This is a genomic window from Pseudomonas chlororaphis subsp. aurantiaca, from assembly GCF_013466605.1.
In the GTDB taxonomy this organism is placed as follows: domain Bacteria; phylum Pseudomonadota; class Gammaproteobacteria; order Pseudomonadales; family Pseudomonadaceae; genus Aquipseudomonas; species Aquipseudomonas chlororaphis_I.
On the sequence record NZ_CP059162.1, the window covers coordinates 3,800,124 to 3,819,140 of the forward strand.

The 19,017-nt window shown below is 65.2% G+C and carries 16 protein-coding genes; 15 read left to right on the top strand and 1 reads right to left on the bottom strand.

The annotated features are described in order from the left end of the window. Positions 1-17 precede the first annotated feature (17 nt). The 7 genes from H0I86_RS17275 (at position 18) to H0I86_RS17305 (ending at position 7,900) form a co-directional block, all read left to right on the top strand. Positions 18-944 (top strand): carbohydrate ABC transporter permease, encoded by a 927-nt coding sequence (locus H0I86_RS17275; protein WP_180921421.1) that lies wholly within the window; start codon positions 18-20, stop codon positions 942-944. A 10-nt stretch (positions 945-954) separates the two neighbouring features. Then, positions 955-1,785, top strand: coding sequence for a carbohydrate ABC transporter permease (locus H0I86_RS17280; RefSeq protein WP_180921422.1), 831 nt, complete (start codon positions 955-957; stop codon positions 1,783-1,785). A gap of 150 nt (positions 1,786-1,935) precedes the next feature. Then, positions 1,936-3,039 (top strand): ABC transporter ATP-binding protein, encoded by a 1,104-nt coding sequence (locus tag H0I86_RS17285; RefSeq protein ID WP_180921423.1) that lies wholly within the window; start codon positions 1,936-1,938, stop codon positions 3,037-3,039. A 14-nt stretch (positions 3,040-3,053) separates the two neighbouring features. Further along, positions 3,054-4,535, top strand: coding sequence for a mannitol dehydrogenase family protein (locus tag H0I86_RS17290; RefSeq protein WP_180921424.1), 1,482 nt, complete (start codon positions 3,054-3,056; stop codon positions 4,533-4,535). Positions 4,536-4,783: 248 nt separating this feature from the next. Next, positions 4,784-6,280 carry a xylulokinase gene (gene xylB, locus H0I86_RS17295; RefSeq protein WP_180921425.1) on the top strand — a complete coding sequence of 499 codons (1,497 nt, stop codon included), beginning with the start codon at positions 4,784-4,786 and terminating at the stop codon, positions 6,278-6,280. A gap of 13 nt (positions 6,281-6,293) precedes the next feature. Beyond that, positions 6,294-7,232 carry a carbohydrate kinase family protein gene (locus H0I86_RS17300; RefSeq protein ID WP_180925862.1) on the top strand — a complete coding sequence of 313 codons (939 nt, stop codon included), beginning with the start codon at positions 6,294-6,296 and terminating at the stop codon, positions 7,230-7,232. A gap of 50 nt (positions 7,233-7,282) precedes the next feature. Further along, the gene (locus tag H0I86_RS17305; protein WP_180925863.1) at positions 7,283-7,900 is read left to right on the top strand and encodes a transglycosylase SLT domain-containing protein; all 618 of its coding nucleotides are present in this window, start codon (positions 7,283-7,285) and stop codon (positions 7,898-7,900) included. A 212-nt stretch (positions 7,901-8,112) separates the two neighbouring features. On the opposite strand, the gene H0I86_RS17310 is transcribed toward H0I86_RS17305, so the two are convergent. After that, on the bottom strand, positions 8,113-9,429 hold the full coding sequence (locus H0I86_RS17310) for an OprD family porin (protein WP_180921426.1): 1,317 nt from the start codon (positions 9,427-9,429) through the stop codon (positions 8,113-8,115). 642 nt (positions 9,430-10,071) lie between these two features. Between H0I86_RS17310 and H0I86_RS17315 the strand changes: the two genes are divergently transcribed. From H0I86_RS17315 to H0I86_RS17350, 8 genes are all read left to right on the top strand, one after another. Continuing rightward, positions 10,072-11,424, top strand: coding sequence for a UDP-glucose dehydrogenase family protein (locus H0I86_RS17315; protein WP_180921427.1), 1,353 nt, complete (start codon positions 10,072-10,074; stop codon positions 11,422-11,424). Next, on the top strand, positions 11,421-12,449 hold the full coding sequence (locus tag H0I86_RS17320) for an NAD-dependent epimerase (RefSeq protein WP_025808992.1): 1,029 nt from the start codon (positions 11,421-11,423) through the stop codon (positions 12,447-12,449). The genes H0I86_RS17315 and H0I86_RS17320 overlap by 4 nt, the downstream gene beginning before the upstream one ends. Positions 12,450-12,524: 75 nt before the next feature. Next, positions 12,525-13,298: a sugar transferase gene (locus H0I86_RS17325; protein WP_258019466.1), complete on the top strand. Its 774-nt coding sequence runs from the start codon at positions 12,525-12,527 to the stop codon at positions 13,296-13,298. 1 nt (position 13,299) lies between these two features. Continuing rightward, positions 13,300-13,944, top strand: a complete 645-nt coding sequence (locus H0I86_RS17330) for a CpsD/CapB family tyrosine-protein kinase (protein ID WP_180921428.1) — start codon at positions 13,300-13,302, stop codon at positions 13,942-13,944. A 22-nt stretch (positions 13,945-13,966) separates the two neighbouring features. Next, a complete protein-coding gene (locus H0I86_RS17335; RefSeq protein ID WP_180921429.1) occupies positions 13,967-14,980 on the top strand; it encodes a polysaccharide biosynthesis/export family protein in 1,014 nt (337 codons plus the stop codon). Positions 14,981-14,991: 11 nt separating this feature from the next. Continuing rightward, entirely contained in the window at positions 14,992-16,560 is a 1,569-nt protein-coding gene (locus tag H0I86_RS17340; protein ID WP_180921430.1) for a GumC family protein, read from the top strand. 23 nt (positions 16,561-16,583) lie between these two features. Then, entirely contained in the window at positions 16,584-17,648 is a 1,065-nt protein-coding gene (locus H0I86_RS17345; RefSeq protein WP_180921431.1) for a glycosyltransferase family 4 protein, read from the top strand. Next, complete coding sequence (locus H0I86_RS17350; RefSeq protein WP_180921432.1) at positions 17,645-19,003, top strand: O-antigen ligase family protein; 1,359 nt, start codon at positions 17,645-17,647, stop codon at positions 19,001-19,003. The genes H0I86_RS17345 and H0I86_RS17350 overlap by 4 nt, the downstream gene beginning before the upstream one ends. Positions 19,004-19,017 lie beyond the last annotated feature (14 nt).

Consider the following 19,017-nt stretch of genomic DNA (forward strand, 5'->3'; position numbering starts at 1 on the left):
GAACGGTTGTGATCGCCATGAATACCTCGACTGCCAAAGCTCATTTGCCAATGCCCCAGGTCGCGCGCAAGCGCCGCCTGCTCAACCCCGGCTGGTTCCTGGTCAGCCCCTCGGTGGCGCTGTTGCTGCTGTGGATGATCGTGCCGCTGGGCATGACCCTGTACTTCTCGCTGATCCGCTACAACCTGCTGTACCCCGGGGAAAACCAGTTCGTCGGACTTGAGAATTTCAGCTACTTCCTCAGCGATTCGGGCTTTTTGCCCGGGGCCGGCAACACCCTGTTGCTGGTGGGCAGCGTGCTGCTGATCAGCGTGGTGTTCGGGGTGCTGATCAGCGCCCTGCTGGAGGCCAGCGAGTTCCTCGGCCGCGGCATCGTCCGGGTGTTGCTGATCTCGCCGTTCTTCATCATGCCCACGGTGGGCGCGCTGATCTGGAAGAACCTGATCTTCCACCCGGTGTCGGGGATTCTCGCCGCCGTGTGGAAGCTGTTCGGCGCCCAGCCGGTGGACTGGCTGGCTCACTACCCGCTGCTGTCGATCATCATCATTGTCTCCTGGCAGTGGCTGCCGTTCGCCATCCTGATCCTGATGACCGCCATGCAGTCCCTGGACCAGGAGCAGAAGGAAACCGCGCGCCTGGATGGCGCCGGGGCCATCGCGATCTTCTGGCACCTGACCCTGCCGCACCTGGCGCGGCCCATCGCGGTGGTGGTGATGATCGAGACCATCTTCCTGCTCTCGGTGTTCGCCGAAATCTTCACCACCACCAACGGTGGCCCGGGCTACGCCTCGACCAACCTCGCCTACCTGATCTACAACCAGGCGCTGGTGCAGTTCGACGTGGGCATGGCCTCGGCCGGCGGCCTGATCGCCGTGGTCATCGCCAATATCGCCGCGATCATCCTGGTGCGGATGCTCGGCAAAAACCTGACTGACAAGCCCTGAGGTGCGCGCCATGACCCTGCAACAATCCCGCCGCCTGCAAAGCCTTCTGCTCGGCACCCTGGCCTGGGCCATCGCCATCCTGATTTTCTTCCCGATCTTCTGGATGCTGCTGACCAGCTTCAAGACCGAAATCGATGCCTTCGCCACGCCGCCGCAGTTCATCTTCACGCCGACGCTGGAGAACTACCTGCACATCAACGAGCGCAGCAACTACCTGGCCTTCGCCTGGAACTCGGTGGTGATCTCCTTCAGCGCCACCGCCCTGTGCCTGCTGATCGCGGTGCCGGCGGCCTATTCCATGGCCTTCTTTGAAACCCGCAACACCAAGCGCACCCTGCTGTGGATGCTGTCGACCAAGATGCTGCCGCCGGTGGGCGTGCTGATGCCGATCTACCTGCTGGCCAAGAGCTTTGGCCTGCTGGACACGCGCATCGCGCTGATCGTGATCTACACCCTGATCAACCTGCCGATCGTGGTCTGGATGATTTACACCTACTTCAAGGACATCCCCCGGGACATCCTCGAAGCCGCGCGGCTGGACGGTGCGACGCTGGGCCAGGAAATGCTCCGGGTGCTGCTGCCGATCGCCAAGGGCGGGCTGGCCTCCACCGTGCTGCTGTCGCTGATCCTGTGCTGGAACGAGGCGTTCTGGTCGCTGAACCTGACCTCGTCCAACGCCGCGCCGCTGACCGCGCTGATCGCCTCCTACTCCAGTCCCGAAGGGCTGTTCTGGGCCAAGCTCTCGACGGTCTCGACCCTGGCCTGCGCGCCGATCCTGATCTTCGGCTGGATCAGCCAGAAACAACTGGTGCGCGGCCTGTCCTTCGGCGCCGTGAAATAACCCAACGACCCACTACCTGTAGCCGCTGCCGAAGGCTGCGATCGAGCCGCAGGCTCGCCAGCGATCGCACAGACGCCCAGGCCCCTGCGGTGCCTATCGCAGCCTGAGGCAGCGGCTACACACCGACATTCAGAAACATGGAGACCCATCATGGCCAACCTGAAAATCAAGAACCTGCAAAAAGGCTTCGAAGGTTTTTCCATCATCAAGGGCATCGACCTGGAGGTGCGCGACAGGGAGTTCGTGGTCTTCGTCGGCCCCTCGGGCTGTGGCAAGTCCACCCTGCTGCGGCTGATCGCCGGCCTGGAAGAAGTCAGCGGCGGCAGCATCGAACTGGATGGCCGCGACATCACCGAGGTCAGCCCGGCCAAGCGCGACCTGGCCATGGTGTTCCAGACCTACGCCCTGTACCCGCACATGAGCGTGCGCAAGAACATGTCCTTCGCCCTGGACCTGGCCGGCGTGCCGAAAGCCGAGGTGCAACAGAAGGTCAACGAAGCGGCGCGCATCCTCGAACTGGGGCCGATGCTGGAGCGCAAGCCCAAGCAGCTGTCCGGCGGCCAGCGCCAGCGCGTGGCCATCGGCCGGGCCATCGTGCGCAACCCGAAGATCTTCCTGTTCGACGAACCGCTGTCCAACCTCGACGCCGCGCTGCGGGTGCAGATGCGCCTGGAGCTGGCGCGCCTGCATAAAGAGCTGCAGGCGACCATGATCTACGTGACCCACGACCAGGTCGAGGCCATGACCCTGGCCGACAAGGTGGTGGTGCTCAATGGCGGCCGCGTGGAACAGGTGGGCTCGCCGCTGGAGCTGTACCACAGCCCGGCCAACCTGTTTGTCGCCGGTTTCCTCGGCACACCGAAGATGGGCTTCCTCAAGGGCCGGCTGAGCCGGGTCGATGGCCAGGGCTGCGAGGTGCTGCTGGACGCCGGCACCCGCATCCAGTTGCCACAGAGCGGCGCCCACCTGAGCGTCGGCAGCCCGGTGACCCTGGGCATCCGTCCCGAGCACCTGGAACTGGCCCGGCCCGGCGACTGCACCCTGCAGGTTACCGCCGACGTCAGCGAGCGCCTGGGCAGCGACACCTTCTGCCACGTCGTCACTGCTTCCGGCGAAGCCCTGACCCTGCGTATCCGCGGCGATCTGGCCAGTGCCTACGGCCAGCAACTGAGCCTGAACCTGGACGCCGAACACGGCCACCTCTTCGATGCCGACGGCGTGGCCGTGGCCAGGCCGCTGCGCGCCGCCGCCTGAACGAGAACCGAACGATGAAACTGAACCGACACAACCTCCACCGCCTGGCCCCTGAAGTGCGGCTGCCCGCCTACGACCTGGGCGAGACCCGGCAAGGCATGGTGCATATCGGCGTCGGTGGTTTCCACCGGGCGCACCAGGCCTACTACACCGATGCCCTGATGAACACCGGCGAAGGCCTGGACTGGAGCATCTGCGGGGTCGGCCTGCGCGCCGAGGACCGTCGCGCCCGCGACGACCTGGCCGGCCAGGACTACCTGTTCACCCTGTTCGAGCTGGGCGACAGCGACGACGCCGAAGTACGGGTGATCGGCGCCATTAGCGACATGTTGCTGGCCGAGGACGACGCCCAGGCGCTGATCGACAAACTGGCCGACCCGCAGATCCGCATCGTCTCGCTGACCATCACCGAGGGCGGCTACTGCATCGACGACAGCAGCGGCGAGTTCATGACCCACCTGCCGCAGATCCAGCACGACCTGGCCCACCCGCAGCAGCCGAAGACCGTGTTCGGTTTTCTCTGCGCGGCCCTGGCCCAGCGCCGGGCGGCCGGGGTCCCGGCCTTTACCCTGATGTCCTGCGATAACCTGCCGCACAACGGCGCGGTGACCCGCAAGGCGCTGCTGGCCTTCGCCCGCCAGCGCGACGCCGACCTGCACGACTGGATCGCCGCCAACGTCAGCTTCCCCAACGCCATGGTCGACCGCATCACGCCCATGACCAGCACCGCCCACCGCCTGCAACTGCGTGACCAGCACGGCATCGACGACGCCTGGCCGGTGGTCTGCGAGCCTTTTGCGCAATGGGTGCTGGAAGACAAGTTCGTCAGCGGCCGGCCGGCCTGGGAAAAGGTCGGCGTGCAATTCACCGACGACGTCACGCCCTATGAAGAGATGAAAATCAAGCTGCTCAACGGCAGCCACCTGGCCCTGACCTACCTGGGGTTCCTCAAGGGTTATCGCTTTGTCCACGAGACGATGGCCGACCCGCTGTTCGTGGCGTACATGCGCGCCTACATGGACCTGGACGTGACCCCACAACTGGCGCCAGTGCCGGGCATCGACCTGGACGACTACAAAGACACCCTGGTGGCGCGTTTCTCCAACCGGGCGATTGCCGACCAGCTGGAACGGGTCTGCTCCGACGGCTCGTCGAAGCTGCCCAAGTTCACCGTGCCGACCCTCAACCGCCTGATCGCCGATGGCCGCGACACCGAGCGCGCTGCCCTGGTGGTCGCCGCCTGGACCCTGTACCTCAAGGGCGTGGACGAAAACGGCGACAGCTATGCCATTCCCGACCCGCGTGCCGGATTCTGTCAGGCGCTGGTGGAGGATGACGCGCTGATCGACCAGCGGCTGTTGGCGGTCGAGGAAATCTTCGGCACGGCGATCCCCGCCAGCGCCGCATTTACCGCGGCTTTCGAGCGCTGCTACAGCAGCCTGCGCGACAACGGCGTGACCCGCACCCTGGAGCGGATATTGGGCCGGGACCGCTGATGCTTGCCTGTCGCCGATGCGTTTCTCCAGACAGATCGTGCATTCAGGTTCTGCGATTGCTGCGCAATCGATCGCAGCCTCGCAGGCTCGGCAGCGGCTACACAGGCACTGCGAACCCTGTAGCCGCTGCCGAAGGCTGCGATCGGGTTGGGCGGCATTCCGACGCAGCAGCCGCAAGTGCAGTCCACGCGCTGTACCTGATACACCAGCTACAGTGGGTTTGATTTGAATTTCGTGCAGGTTCATCCATGACGACGCAACAGCTTTTCCTCGGTATCGACTGCGGCACCCAGGGCACCAAGGCCATCGTCCTCGACGCTGCCAGCGGCGAGGTGCTGGGGCTGGGCGCGGCGCCCCATAGCCTGATCAGCGGCGCCAACGGCCGCCGCGAACAGGACGTCGGGCAATGGCGCGAGGCGTTCGCCCTGGCCACCCGCCGTGCGTTATTGGCCGCTGGTGTCAGCGGCCTGGACATCCTCGGCATCGGCGTGTCCGGCCAGCAGCACGGCCTGGTCCTGCTCGACCAAGAGGGCCAGGTACTGCGCCCGGCCAAGCTCTGGTGCGACACCGAATCCACCCCACAGAACCAGCGCCTGCTGGATTACCTGGGCGGCGAACAGGGCTCCCTGGAGCGCCTCGGCGTGGCGATTGCCCCCGGCTACACGGTGTCGAAACTGCTGTGGACCCGGGAGCAGCACCCGCAGATCTTCCAGCGCATCGCCCATGTGTTGCTGCCCCACGACTACCTGAACTACTGGCTGACCGGCCGCTGCTGCAGCGAATACGGCGACGCCTCGGGCACTGGCTATTTCAATGTGCGCACCCGGCAATGGGACCTGGCGCTGCTCAGGCACATCGACCCCGACGGCCGCCTGGAAGCCGCCTTGCCGGAGCTGCTCGAAGCCCACCAGCCAGTGGGCACCCTGCTGCCGGAGATCGCCCGGCACTTGGGCCTCAACCCCCAGGCGCTGGTGTCCGGCGGTGGCGGCGACAACATGCTGGGGGCCATCGGCACCGGCAATATCCAGCCCGGGGCGATCACCATGAGCCTGGGTTCTTCCGGCACCCTGTACGCCTATGCCGAGCAACCGCGGGTCAGTGCGGACGCGGCGGTGGCGACCTTCTGTTCCTCCAGCGGCGGCTGGCTGCCGCTGATCTGCACCATGAACCTGACCAATGCCACGAGCGCGGTGCGCGAGTTGTTCGAGCTGGATATCGACGCCTTCAACCAGTTGGTGGCGCAGGCGCCGATCGGCGCCAAGGGCGTGTGCATGCTGCCGTTCCTCAACGGCGAGCGGGTCCCCGCCCTGCCCCATGCCAGCGGCAGCTTGCTGGGCCTGACCGCCAACAACCTGACCCGGGCCAACCTGTGCCGCGCGGTGGTCGAAGGCACCACCTTCGGCCTGCGCTACGGCCTGGACCTGCTGCGCCACAACGGCCTGCAAAGCCAGAGCATCCGCCTGATCGGCGGCGGTTCGAAAAGCCAGCTGTGGCGGCAGATGGTCGCCGATATCATGCACACCCCGGTGGTCTGCACCGAGCAGAGCGAAGCGGCGGCCCTGGGCGCGGCGATCCAGGCGGCCTGGTGCGAGTCGCACCACAGCGGCCAGGCACAGAGCCTGGCGCAGCTGTGCCAGCGCTGCGTGAGGCTCGATGCAAGCAGCGAAACCTTGCCGATAGCGACCAATGTCGCGGCCTACCAGCAGGCCTATGAACGCTACCAACAGCATGTGGCAACCCTTTGAAGAGCGAATGACTATGTACCTGGTCTGTGGTGAAGCACTGTTCGATTTTTTCAGCGAAGACGATGCCAGCGGTCGGGCATCGCGGGTCAACTTCCAGGCAATCGCCGGCGGTTCGCCTTTCAACGTCGCGGTGGGTTTGCGCCGCCTGGGCGTGGACGCGGCGCTGTTCGCCGGGCTGTCCACCGACTACCTCGGCCGGCGCCTGTTGCAGGTGCTGCGCGACGAAGGCGTGGGCGAAGACTACCTGCTGCACATCCAGGCCCCGACCACCCTGGCGATGGTCGCGGTGGGCGCCGACGGCTCGCCGCAATACAGCTTCCGTGGCGAAGGCGGCGCCGACCGCCAGTTGCAACTGGCCGACCTGCCGCAACTCGACAGTCGGGTGCGCGGCCTGCACATCGGTTCGTTTTCCCTGGTGGTTCAGCCGATCGCCGACACCCTGCTGGCGCTGGTGCGCCGCGAACGCGGCCAGCGCCTGATCAGCCTCGATCCCAACGTGCGCCTCAACCCGGCCCCGGACATCCAGCTGTGGCGCCAGCGCATCGATACCCTGGTCCGGCTGGCCGACCTGATCAAGGTCAGCGACGAGGACCTGCACCTGCTCTATCCCGACCAGGACCCGCAGCAAGTGATCGAAGGCTGGCTGCAGCATCGCTGCCAGTTGGTGTTCCTGACCCGCGGCGCAGAGGGCGCGACGGTGTTCAGTCGGGTGCATGGCCGCTGGTCGGCGCCGGCCATGCCGATTAAGATGGCCGACACCGTGGGCGCCGGCGACACCTTCCAGGCCGCTCTGATTGCCTGGCTGACCGAACGACAGCTGGATTCGTTGGAAGGTGTGGCGGGCTTGAGCCGGGACCAGATCGACCAGATGCTCAGGTTCGCCATCCACGCCGCGGCGCTGACCTGTGGCAAGACCGGACCGGACCTGCCCTATCGCCACCAATTGAACTGATCGCAGGGGCGCCACGCGGCGCTCCCATCGACCCGAATAGAGCCTTGCCTTTGACCCGCTTCGCCTATGCCGCCGTAGCACTCCCCCTCATCCTGACCGGTTGCGCGACCTCGCCGCCGGCCAACCCCAACGACATCTGCGAGATCTTTCGCGAGAAAAGCGACTGGTACAAGGCGGCCAAGGCCACCGAAGAGAAATGGGGGGTGCCGATCCAGGTGCCGCTGTCGATTATCTACCAGGAGTCGAGCTTCAAGCAGGACGCCTTGCCGCCACGCAAATACCTGTTGTGGGTGATTCCCTGGGGCCGGGTCTCCACGGCGGCCGGCTACCCGCAGGCCAAGGACGAAGTCTGGGGCGACTACCAGCGCAAGGGCGACAACTACTGGGCCAGCCGCACCAACTTCGCCGACGCCACCGACTTTATCGGCTGGTACATGGACCAGACCACGCGGGTCAACGGCGTGACCAAGCAGGACGCCTACCGCCAGTACCTGAACTACCACGAAGGCTGGGGTGGCTACCGCCGGCAGACCTATGTGGCCAAGCCCTGGCTGCAGACCGTGGCGATGAAGGTGCAAAGCCGCTCCAGCCTGTACGGCCAGCAATACGCCGGTTGCCGGGAAGAACTGAACCGCGGCTTCTGGAGCCGTTTCTGGGATTGGTTGTAAGCGCCTGACGCGGATCTTCCCGCCTCCTCGCGCTCCGTAGCCGCTGCCGAGCACCGCGAGGCTGCGACCGGCTGCAACGCAGCCGCCCAACCATCGCACGCGTTGTACCTGATGCAACGCGGTTGCCGGGTTTGCGACGGCTGCGCAGCAGCCGCAAGGCTTGTCGGCGCGTTTCTCCAGGCAGATCGCGGATTCAGCTTCCGGCAGTGCCGTCAGAGGATCGAGAAGTTGTAGCTGACGATCAGCCGCGTCTCGTCCACGTCCCGGGCGAACTTCTCGTAGTTGCTGCGGTAGGTGGCGTTACGCAGGCGCAGGCTGACGTCCTTGAAGGTGCCGCTCTGCACCACGTACTTGAGTTCGCTGTCGCGCTCCCACTCGCGGCCTTCCTGGTCGCTGCCCGGGACCTTGATATGGTCGCCGCTGACATAGCGGGTCAGGAAGCTCAGGCCGTTGATGCCGATGGCCTTGAAGTCGTAGTCGTAGCGCAGCTGCCAGGAACGCTCCTGGGCGGCGGCGAAGTCGTTGACCTGCACATAGTTGACCAGGTACGGGTTGCTGCCATCGAGGTACGGCATCGAGTTGTCGCCGTTCATGCGCTGCCAGCCGGCGCTGAAGGTGTGGCCGTCGATGGCATAGCCGAGCATGCCGCTCAGGGCGCGGTTGTCGATGGAGCCGGCGCGCTCGGCGCCGCTGTCGGCGCTCTTGAGCAGGCGCAGGTCGGCCTTCAATACGCCCGGGCCCAGCGGCTGGTTGGCCAGCAGGCCGATGAAGTGCTGGCGGTAGATGTCTTCCAGCTCGGCGTAGTGGTACTGGCCGGTCAGGCGGTCGTTGAACTTGTAGTCGATGCCGTACATGTCGAAATGGTCGGCGGTGACGTTGCAGGCGTACCGCTTGTTCTTGCAGTGCACGCGGATGTCCTGGGCGTCCGTGGAATCCCGGGCGGTGTACCGGTCCAGGCGCGCGGCCATGAACGTCAGGTCCTTGATCTCCTTGGACGTGAGCATGGCGCCGTTGAACATAGTCGGTAGCAGGCGCCCGTCGTTGTACTTGAGCAGCGGCAGGTCCGGCAGCAGCGCGCCGTACTTGAGCACGCTCTGCGACACGCGCACCTTGGCCGTCAGGCCGAGCTTGGCGTACTGGTCCTTGGAGCCTCGCGGGTCCTGGCCGCTGGACGGCAGCAGGCCGCTGTTGCTGCGGTCGGGGCTGGAATCGAGCTTGAAGCCGAGCATGCCCAGCGCGTCGACACCAAAACCGACGGTGCCTTCGGTGTAGCCCGATTGCAGGTTGAGAATGAAGCCCTGGGCCGCCTCTTCGCGCCTGGAAGCGCCCTGATCGTTGCTGGTATGGCCGTCGCGGAAGTCACGGTTGAAATAGATGGTGCGCGACTCGAGCTTGGCGCTGCTGTCTTCGAAGAAGCCCGCGGCCTCGGCCTGGGCGGTAAAACCCGCGCACAGGCAAAGGGCGCCGAGGCCCACCGTTGGATAACGCAGCGGTCGGAATGAGTGCAGCAAAGGGAAAGGGGGACGCATGAAAAGCTCCAGCAGTGCATCGGTAACGCGGATGAAAGAAAGGCAATAGCAATCCATCTGGCGAATCATGTCTGGCCAAGTGAATTGATCAAATCAATGTTGACTCGCAATGATGGCAGATGGCCTTGGCTGGCTACACCCGACTTTAGTCTGAAGCTGCTCTAGCCTTTGGCACTTCCCGCGCTCCTCCAGCGCACGGCCCTGCCTGCAATAAAACGATCATTTTCAACACTTTTCCTCCTTCGTCGACGCTCTTGGCCCAGACATCATTCATTGGGCGATTCCAGAGGTTTTGGATCCAATGAAGCGTCCGTCGACAATAAAAGCGCTGTATTTTTTACCCAAAACACTACCGTTCGTCGGCTTTATTTGCCTTGCCGAGATTTGTATCAAGGAATTGACACAATGCTTTCAGCACCCTTTCAGACAACCTATCTAGTTGATTTTAAAAACAATTAATTAAATTATAAAAGGATACAAAACGCCATCGTCATTTATACAACACGGCAAAACGCCAATTAACCGTCTCCTTGCTGTGGTAGTGTCAAAAAAAGAACACCGAAAGGACTTGCACCTATTCAGTTCTTTAAGAAGTGGGCAAAAAAAACTCACTCATTACCCATCACGGATGAGGTTCCTCCCTTGGATGTCAGCGTTTTTGGTACCGGCTACGTCGGCCTGGTACAAGCAGTCGCCCTGGCCGACGTCGGCCACAACGTGGTCTGTGTCGACATCGACGGCCAGAAAGTCGCCCAATTGCAGCGCGCCATCGCGCCCATTCACGAGCCGGGGCTGACGACGCTGATCGAGGACAATCTGAAAGCCGGCCGCCTGTCCTTCACCACCCAGGCCCAGGACGCAGTGAACCATGGCGAGCTGATGTTCATCGCGGTCGGCACCCCGTCCAACGAAGACGGCTCCGCCGATCTCGACCATGTGATTGCCGTCGCCCGCGACATCGCCCGCCTGATGCACAGCGACAAGACCCTGGTGATCAAATCCACGGTGCCGGTGGGCACCGCCGACCAGGTGCTGGAAACCGTCATCGAGCAGCTCACCGACCTGGGCAAGTCCGAGCTCAGGGTGCATGTGGTGTCCAACCCCGAGTTCCTCAAGGAAGGCAGCGCGGTGGCCGACTGCATGCGCCCGGACCGGATCATCGTCGGCTGCGCCCATGACAAGCCGCGCCAGCAATTGAGCGAGCTGTACGCGCCGTTCAACCACAACCGCGACCGCCTGATGTTCATGGATAACCGCAGCGCCGAGCTGGTGAAGTACGCCGCCAACGCGATGCTCGCCACGCGCATCAGCTTCATGAACGAAATGGCCAACCTGGCCGAGCGCCTGGACGTCGACATCAGCGCCGTGCGCAAGGGCATCGGCGCCGACCCGCGGATCGGCTATCACTTCATCTACCCGGGTGCGGGTTTTGGCGGCTCGTGTTTCCCCAAGGACCTCAAGGCGCTGATCCACACAGCCGAGAGCCATGGCCTGGAACCGCACATGCTCAGGACCGTGCGCGACGTCAACGAGCAGCAGCGCCACGTGCTGTTCCGCAAGCTCAAGGCGCACCTGGGCGACGACCTGCGCGGCAAGGTCATCGCCATCTGGGGGCTGGCCTTCAAGCCCAATACCGACGACATGCGCGAAGCCACCAGCCGCTACCTGATGGAAGCGCTGTGGGACGCCGGCGCCACGGTGCATGCCTACGACCCGGAAGCCATGACCGAATGCCGGCGCCTGTATGGCTACCGCCCCGACCTGCAGCTGTGCGCGACCCGCGACGACACCCTGCAATGCGCCGATGCGCTGGTGATCTGCACCGAGTGGAAGGCCTTTCGCGTGGTCGATTTCAACCAGCTGCGCGAGCGCCTCAAGGCGCGGCTGATCGTCGACGGGCGCAACCTCTACAGCCCGCAACAGGCGGCGGATGCCGGCCTGCATTACTTGAGCATCGGACTACCCTATCGTCTACCGGGGGCGCTCTACGCATGAATATCCTGATCACCGGGGCCGCCGGTTTCATCGGCGCCCATACCGCACTGCGTTTGCTCAAGGATGGGCATCAGGTCACCGGGCTGGATAATTTCAACGACTACTACGACCCGCAGCTCAAGCGCGACCGGGTGCGCTGGGTCGAACAACAGGTGGGCGCCTTCCCGCTGTACCGCCTGGACCTGAGCGATGCCGACGCCCTCGATCGGCTGTTCGCCCAGGTCCGCCCGCAGGTGGTGATCAACCTGGCGGCCCAGGCCGGGGTGCGTTATTCCCTGGAGAACCCCAAGGCCTACCTGGACAGCAACCTCGGCGGTTTTCTCAACCTGCTGGAAATGTGCCGGCGCTACCCGGTCGAGCACCTGATCTACGCCTCGTCCAGCTCGGTGTACGGCGCCAACCATCACACGCCGTACAAGGTCAGCGACAACGTCGACCATCCGCTGTCGCTGTACGCCGCGAGCAAGAAGGCCAACGAGTTGATGGCCCACAGCTACAGCCACCTGTTCGACGTGCCGGCCACCGGCCTGCGCTTTTTTACCGTGTACGGCCCCTGGGGCCGCCCGGACATGTCGCCGATCCTGTTCGCCCAGGCCATCAGCGAAGGCCGGCCGCTGAAGCTGTTCAACTACGGCATGCACCAGCGCGACTTCACCTACATCGACGACATAGTCGAGTCCCTGGTGCGACTGCTGGGTAAACCGCCGGTACGCGACCCGCTGTGGGACCGCGAACAGCCCGACCCGGCCACCAGCATGGCGCCCTGGCGCCTGTTCAATATCGGCGGGCAGCGCCCGGTGGAACTCAAGGACTACGTCGCCACCCTGGAGCAACTGCTCGGGCGCAAGGCGCTGGTCGAGTACCTGCCGCTGCAGCCCGGCGATGTGCTGAACACCTGCGCCGATGCCAGCGCCCTGGAGAACGTCACCGGTTTCGGCCCGCAGGTGCCCCTGGCCGAAGGCCTGGGACGCTTCGTCGACTGGTTCCAGAGCTACTACCGGCCGCCCTCGCCGCCACGGGCCTGACGAATCGCACCGAGCTGCACCGGCGAATCCGCTCGCCGCTTCTACCCACTGCCTATGGAAATACCCCCGATGGACATGGAGAGACCATTCTCATCGCCCGCGCCTTCTGTTCCCGAGGAGCCGGCACCGGCTGCCGGCCGCGTCCATATCGACCGGCGCAACGACCCGTTCCGGCGCAAGGTCGAGGCCGCCGTCGAGCTGCAACGCCGTGGCTGGCTGATCGGTCGCCTCGGCGGCTGTCCCTGGACCCTGTCCCTGAGCAAGCGCCTGACCTCGACCCTGCTGGCCGCGCTGATTTTGCTGCTGATCGCACCGCTGCTGCTGGCGATCGCCCTGCTGATCAAGCTGACCAGCCCCGGCCCGGTGTTTTTCGTGCAACTGCGCACCGGTTTTCGTGGCCGGCGCTTCGGCATGTACAAGTTCCGCACCATGGTGGTCAACGCCGAATCCCTGAAGGACTCGGTGCGCCACCTGAACAAGCACGGCCCGGACTCGGTGGACTTCAAGATCGACCGCGACCCGCGGATCACCGGGATCGGCGGTTTCCTGCGGCGCACCAGCCTCGACGAGCTGCCGAACCTGATCAACGTGCTGCTCGGCCAGATGCGCATCGTCGGCCCGCGGCCGACCTCGTTCCACGCCCAGACCTACAAGGAACACCACCTCGGCCGCCTGAGCATCTACCCCGGCATCACCGGCCTGTGGCAGGTGTCCGGGCGCAGCGATGTGGATTTCGACGGCCGGGTGACCCTGGACATGACCTACATCTTTCAGCAGAGCCCCTGGCTGGACCTGAAGATCCTGCTCAAAACCCCTCTCAAAGTCCTCAACGGCCACGGAGCAAGTTGAAATGGCGGCTGCAACCTTTGCCAGTCTGGAAATCCAGACCCCCACCGAAAGCAACCTGGCCGTGACCGTACTCGACCAGCAGCTGCGGGTGATCCTGCTCACCGCGCCGAACCGCAACAGCGGCGTGACCACCAGCAGCCTGGCCCTGGCCAACGAGCTGGCGCGCACCAGCCGCGGACGGGTGCTGCTGCTGGACACCAGCCTCGCCGACGACAGCCTGACCCAGCGCCTGGGCCTGGAGCAGAACCCGGGCTTCCTCGACCTGGTACTGGCCGAGCAGCCGCCGAGCCTGGCGTCCTGCATCGAGCACCCCGGTGCCCCGGGCTTCGACTTCCTGCCCCTGGGGCGTCGACAGCAGTACAGCGAACGCCTGACCAGCCAGCCGCTGCGGGAGCTGTTCGCCGCGCTCAACGAGGTGTACCGCTTCGTGATCGTCGACGGCGACCCGGTGTACAGCAACGGCGACCTCCTCACCCTCAGTACCCAGGTCGATGGCGTGGTGCTGGTGGTGCGCGGCGAGGAAACCCGCTGGGAAGTGGCCCAGGCCGCCGCGCAACGGCTGGTCCAGGCCGAGGCGAAGCTGATCGGCAGCGTGTTCAACGCGCGCAAGTATTACATGCCCAAATGGGTCTACGACCGTCTCTGACCGGCACAAGGAAAGTCTGCACATGAAACCTCAAGCACTCCCCCTTTGCCTGTTGCTGGCCGTCCTCGCCGGCTGTTCCAGCCCCGACGTCGAGGAAATGCCGGTGCAAGTCCTCAGCGCCGGGGCCGGCCAGGGCCAGATGACCGAAGTGCTGCCGGTGGAGCAGGTCCTGCGTCCCCAGGACGTGCTGGACGTGATCTTCCACATCGGCAGCACCAGCCCGACCCGCTATCGGGTGCAGCCGGGCGACCAGGTCGACGTCTCGTTCCTCAGCGCCGCCGAGCTGGGCGGCGACAAGCTGGTATTGCCCGACGGCAGCATCGAGATGCCCTACGTCGGCAACGTGCAGGTCGCCGGGCTGACCGCCGAAGAGGCGCGCCGGACCCTGGAAAGCGCCTATTCGCAGGTGCTGAAAAAGCCCCAGGTGACTTTCTCGATTTCCCACGCCATGGCCCTGCTGGACAACCTGCGCACCAGCCTGACCAACCCGGCCACGGGCCTGAGCCGCGAGATCACCGTCGGCTCGGACGGGCGCGCCAGCTTCCCGCTGCTGGGCGCCATGTCCTTGCAGGGCATGACCCTCAGCCAGTTGCAGAAGACCATCAACCAGCGCTACGCCAAGGAAGTCGGCCAGGTCAGCGCCGACGTGCTGCTCAAGTCGACGGCGGCCAACGAGGTGTTCGTGCTCGGTGAAGTCGGCCAGCCCGGCGCCTACCCGATCCGCCGCCCGGTGTCGGTGCTCGAGGCCCTGACCCTGGCCAAGGGCGCCGGCCCCACCGCGCGCCTGGACTCGGTGGTGATCATGCGCCGCACCGGCAACCAGGTGCAGGCCCGCACCTATGACGTCGCCGCCGCGCTGGACCGCAACGCTGCGCAGTTCGCCTACCTGCAACCGGACGACCTGCTCTACGTGCCCAAGACCCGCCTGGCCAAGGCTGGTGCGTTCAGCAAGCAACTGGCGGACATCATCATGTTCCAGGGTGTCGGCTTCAGCTTCGGCTACCGCGTCGACAACAAAGAATCGGACAACAATTGAGCCTTCCCGCGATGAACAGAATCGAAAACTACCTGCACGAGTTCCTCCTCGTGTTCTTCGTCAATCGCCGGCTGATCAAACGCGTGTTCCTCGGCTTCGCCGTGATCGCCCTGCTGTTGCCGCTGGTGCTGCGCCAGAGCTACGAGATCACCGCCGAAGTCATAGTGCAGTCGAAGAAGCTGTCGCAGAGCGACGCCAACACCGTGCTCACCCCGGACAGCGACAAGTTCATCCCGCCGTCCCTGGCGGACATGGAAACCGAGAGCAATATCCTGCGCTCGCCGACGCTGATCCGCGAAACCATCGGCCAGTTGCGCGAGGCCGGCGAGTTCGGCGACGGCGAGGGCCTGCTCGCCCGGCTGCTCTTCAACCCGCTGCGCGATCATGTGACCACCCCGCTGCGCGCAGCCCTGGGCCTGAAGATCGAGCCGGTACGCGACACCGCCCTCGACGCCATGACCAACCAGGCGGTCCAGGACCTGAAGATCGCCACCCTGCCCGGCTCCAACGTGATCTCGGTGGTCTATGCCAGCGCCGACCCGACCCAGGGCACGCGTTTCGTCGAGCGCCTGCTGGCCAACTACCTGAAGAACCGCCAGGACCTGCAATCCAACGAGCTGCCGCAGACCTTCTTCGAGCAGAAGAAAGTCCAGTACCAGGAGCGCCTGGACGACCTAGAAGGCTTGCGCCAGGCCCTGCTGGAAGCCGCCCATGCCTCCGATCCCAAGGAAGAGATCACCTTCCGCCTGAACGCGATCAACACCGAGGAGCAGTCGCTCAACGGCTACCGCGACCAGGCCCTGGAGAACCAGCGCCGCCTGGACTACCTGCAAAACAACCTGAAGGCCGCGCGCAAAGGCAGCCTGACCGACTACACCTTCCCCTTCGCCTTCGCCAACACCGTCGACAACGTGGCCTACGAGGACCGCGAGATCAAACAGCTGGGCGAGCAGTTGACCAACCTGGTGAGCCAATACGGCACCACTTCCGACACCTACCGCGCCGACAGCGTGCCGATGCAGCAGCAGCGCGAGCAGATCGTCCGCGCCCGCGCGCAGTTCCTCAAGGTCGTGGAAAACCGCGTCCGCGAGCGCACCAGCGACTTGCAGATCACCAACTCGGTGATCGCCCAGAAGACCGCGCGGATCAACGAATACAAGACCCGTGTGCGCGACCTGCAGGAAGTGCTGAGCAAGCTGCGCCAGCTCGACACCGAGATCGACGCCCTGCACAAGGCGTTCTTCACCTACACCCAGCGCTACGAAGAAAGCCGCGGCGAACGCCTGATCAATGGCGAGCTGTCCAATGCCCGGGTGCTCAGCCAGCCCTATGAACCCAGTGAAGCAGCGTTTCCCAAACCGATGCTGATCATTCCCCTGGGCCTGCTCACCGGCCTGCTGCTGGCGATTGCCCTGGGCTATGTCTACGAGTTCTTCGATCACCGCTTCAAGCATCCGGCCCAGGTCGGCGACCACCTGAACCTGCCGGTGCTGATGGTGCTCGACGCGGTGCAGGCGCCGGTGGTCAACCCCTACCCGCGCTGGACCTGGCAGTGGCTCTGGCACTGGGCCAAGCAGTGAACCGCACGGAACGCGAGAGGCTCATGGCCGACCTGCCGATTGTCCATGTGATCCACAGCGGCGGCTTCTATGGCGCCGAACGCATGCTGCTCGACCATTGCCGGGGCATGCCCGGGCAGCATCGTGTGCTGTTCATCGACGCACCGCCGGCCCTGCTCGAGCGTTTTCGCGCGGACGGCGTCGAGTGCCACAGTTGCAGCGGACTGCGGGCGATGCTCAGCCACCTGGGCCGACAACCGGTGCTGCTCAATGCGCACAACTTCAAGGCCCAGCTGTTTGCCCTGCTCTGCGCCTGGCGCCTGGGCCTGCCGCTGGTATGGACCCAGCACGGGTTCACCCCGCGCAGCGCCAAGCAGAAGTTCTACACCTGGCTCAGCCTGCGCCTGTGCCGCCGGCGCACGGTGCGGCGAGTGGCCTGCGTGGCGCAGAGCATCGCCCATTTGCATCGCCAGGCGGGAGTCGAGGCGGAGAAACTGCAGGTGATCCCCAACGGTCTGCCCGAGCAGTGCATCCCCGACCAGAACCTGCGCGACCGCAATGCGCCGCTGGTGGGCTTCGTCGGCCGCCTGAGCCAGGAAAAAGGCCCGGACCTGTTTCTCGACGCACTGATCCCGCTGTGCCAGCAACGCCCGGCGCTGAAGGTGGTGCTGCTCGGCGACGGGCCCTTGAGCGACATGCTGCGCCAGCGCATCCAGGACGCCGGCCTGGCGTTGCAGATCCTGATGCCTGGCTACCAGAGCAATATGAGCAAATGGATGCACCGCGTCAGCGTGCTGGTACTCAGCTCGCGCACCGAAGGCACGCCGATGATCCTGCTCGAAGCCATGCAGGCCGGAACGCCGATCGCCGCCTTTGCCGTCGGCGGCATTCCCGATGTGATCGAACACAGCGTCAACGGCCTGCTCGCCCGGCCGCTGGACAGCGCCGAGCTGGCCGGGCATATCGCCGAACTGCTGGACGACCCCGACCTGGGCGAACGCCTGAGCCTGGCGGCGCGCCAGCGGCAACGCCGCGACTATCACCTGCCGCGCCTGGCCCTGCGCTGGCAGGCCCTGTACCGCGCGGCCAGCGAGGCCTGGAACCGATGATCGCCTCCCTTTCCCTGGGCGCCCTGCTGGGCCTGGCCTGCCTGCTGCTTCTTGCCAGCCCCTGGCCCTACCTGGCACCGCTGGCGGTGGTCGGCCTGTTTGGCCTGGCGCTGCTGCACCGCCGCACCGGCTGGGGCCTGCTGGGCATCTGCGCGCTGGTGCCGTTCGAAGGCCTGTTCAAGGACAGCGCCTTTTCTGCGGCCAAGCTGCTGGGGGCCTCGCTGATCCTGATCCTGCTGTTCAAGCTGCTGATGCGCCAGATCGGCGAGACGCGCCTGCGCAGCAACCTGTGGCGGGCGCTGCTGCCGTTCCTGCTGTGCCTGCTGCTGAGCCTGATGTACAGCGAGAACCTCGGCGTGTCCCTGGGCAGCCTGCGGGAACTGGCGGTGGGCCTGGTGCTGTTTTTCGTGACCCTGCTGATCGGCCGCGAGGTCAACCTGCTGATGCTCTGCCGCCTGCTGGCGCTGAGCGTGGCCGCCACCTGCGTGATTGCCCTGTTCTCGGCCAAGTACCAGGTCGGCGGCCGGGCCATCGGCCTGTTGCAGGACGCCAACTACTTCGCCCTGCTGATCGCCATGGCCGTGCCGCCGGCGATCCTCCTGGCCCTGCGCGACCGGCATTGGCCGCTGCGGCTGTTCTGGGCCGGGGTGACCCTGACCCTGATGGCCGGCATGACCAAGACCGACTCGCGCTCCGGGCTGCTTGTCGTGCTGTTCACCATCGCCATCGGCGCCTGGCACTACCGCCATCGGCTGCAACGGCTGCGGCCCAAGCACCTGGGATTCGTCATGTTCGCCGTGGCAATCGTCGTGCCCCTGGGCATCGCCGCGCTGCCGGCGGACTATGTGGCGCGGATCCAGTCCCTGAGCCTGCTCAAGTCCGGCGCCCACTCCGCCGACACCTCCCTGGGCCGGCGCACCTCGTACCTGGTGGTCGGCGGGCAGATGATCCGCGAGAACCCGCTGCTCGGCTCGGGCCTGGGCACCTTCCCGATCCATTACGCGCAGACCGGTTTTGCCAGCGGCTTCTCGGAGAACATGAACGAGCCGGACCTCTACCGGCGCGCCCACAACACCTACCTGGAGCTGTTCAGCGAACTGGGGATTCCCGGCGGCCTGAGCTTCGTCGCCCTGCTGCTGATGGGCCTGCGCAACTTCGAGCGGGCGCGGGTTGCATGGCTGCACAAGGGCCGGCAGGACCAGGCCGATATCGCCACCCACCTGGGCCTGAGCCTGTTGGCCCTGGCGGTGTTCCTGCTGTTCCTCAGCGCACCGAACCACAAGTACCTGTGGATCTTCCTGGCCCTGTCCAGCGTCCTGCGCCGCCAGGCCGAAGCCCCGGAGAACCGCCCATGACGATGTACTCACCC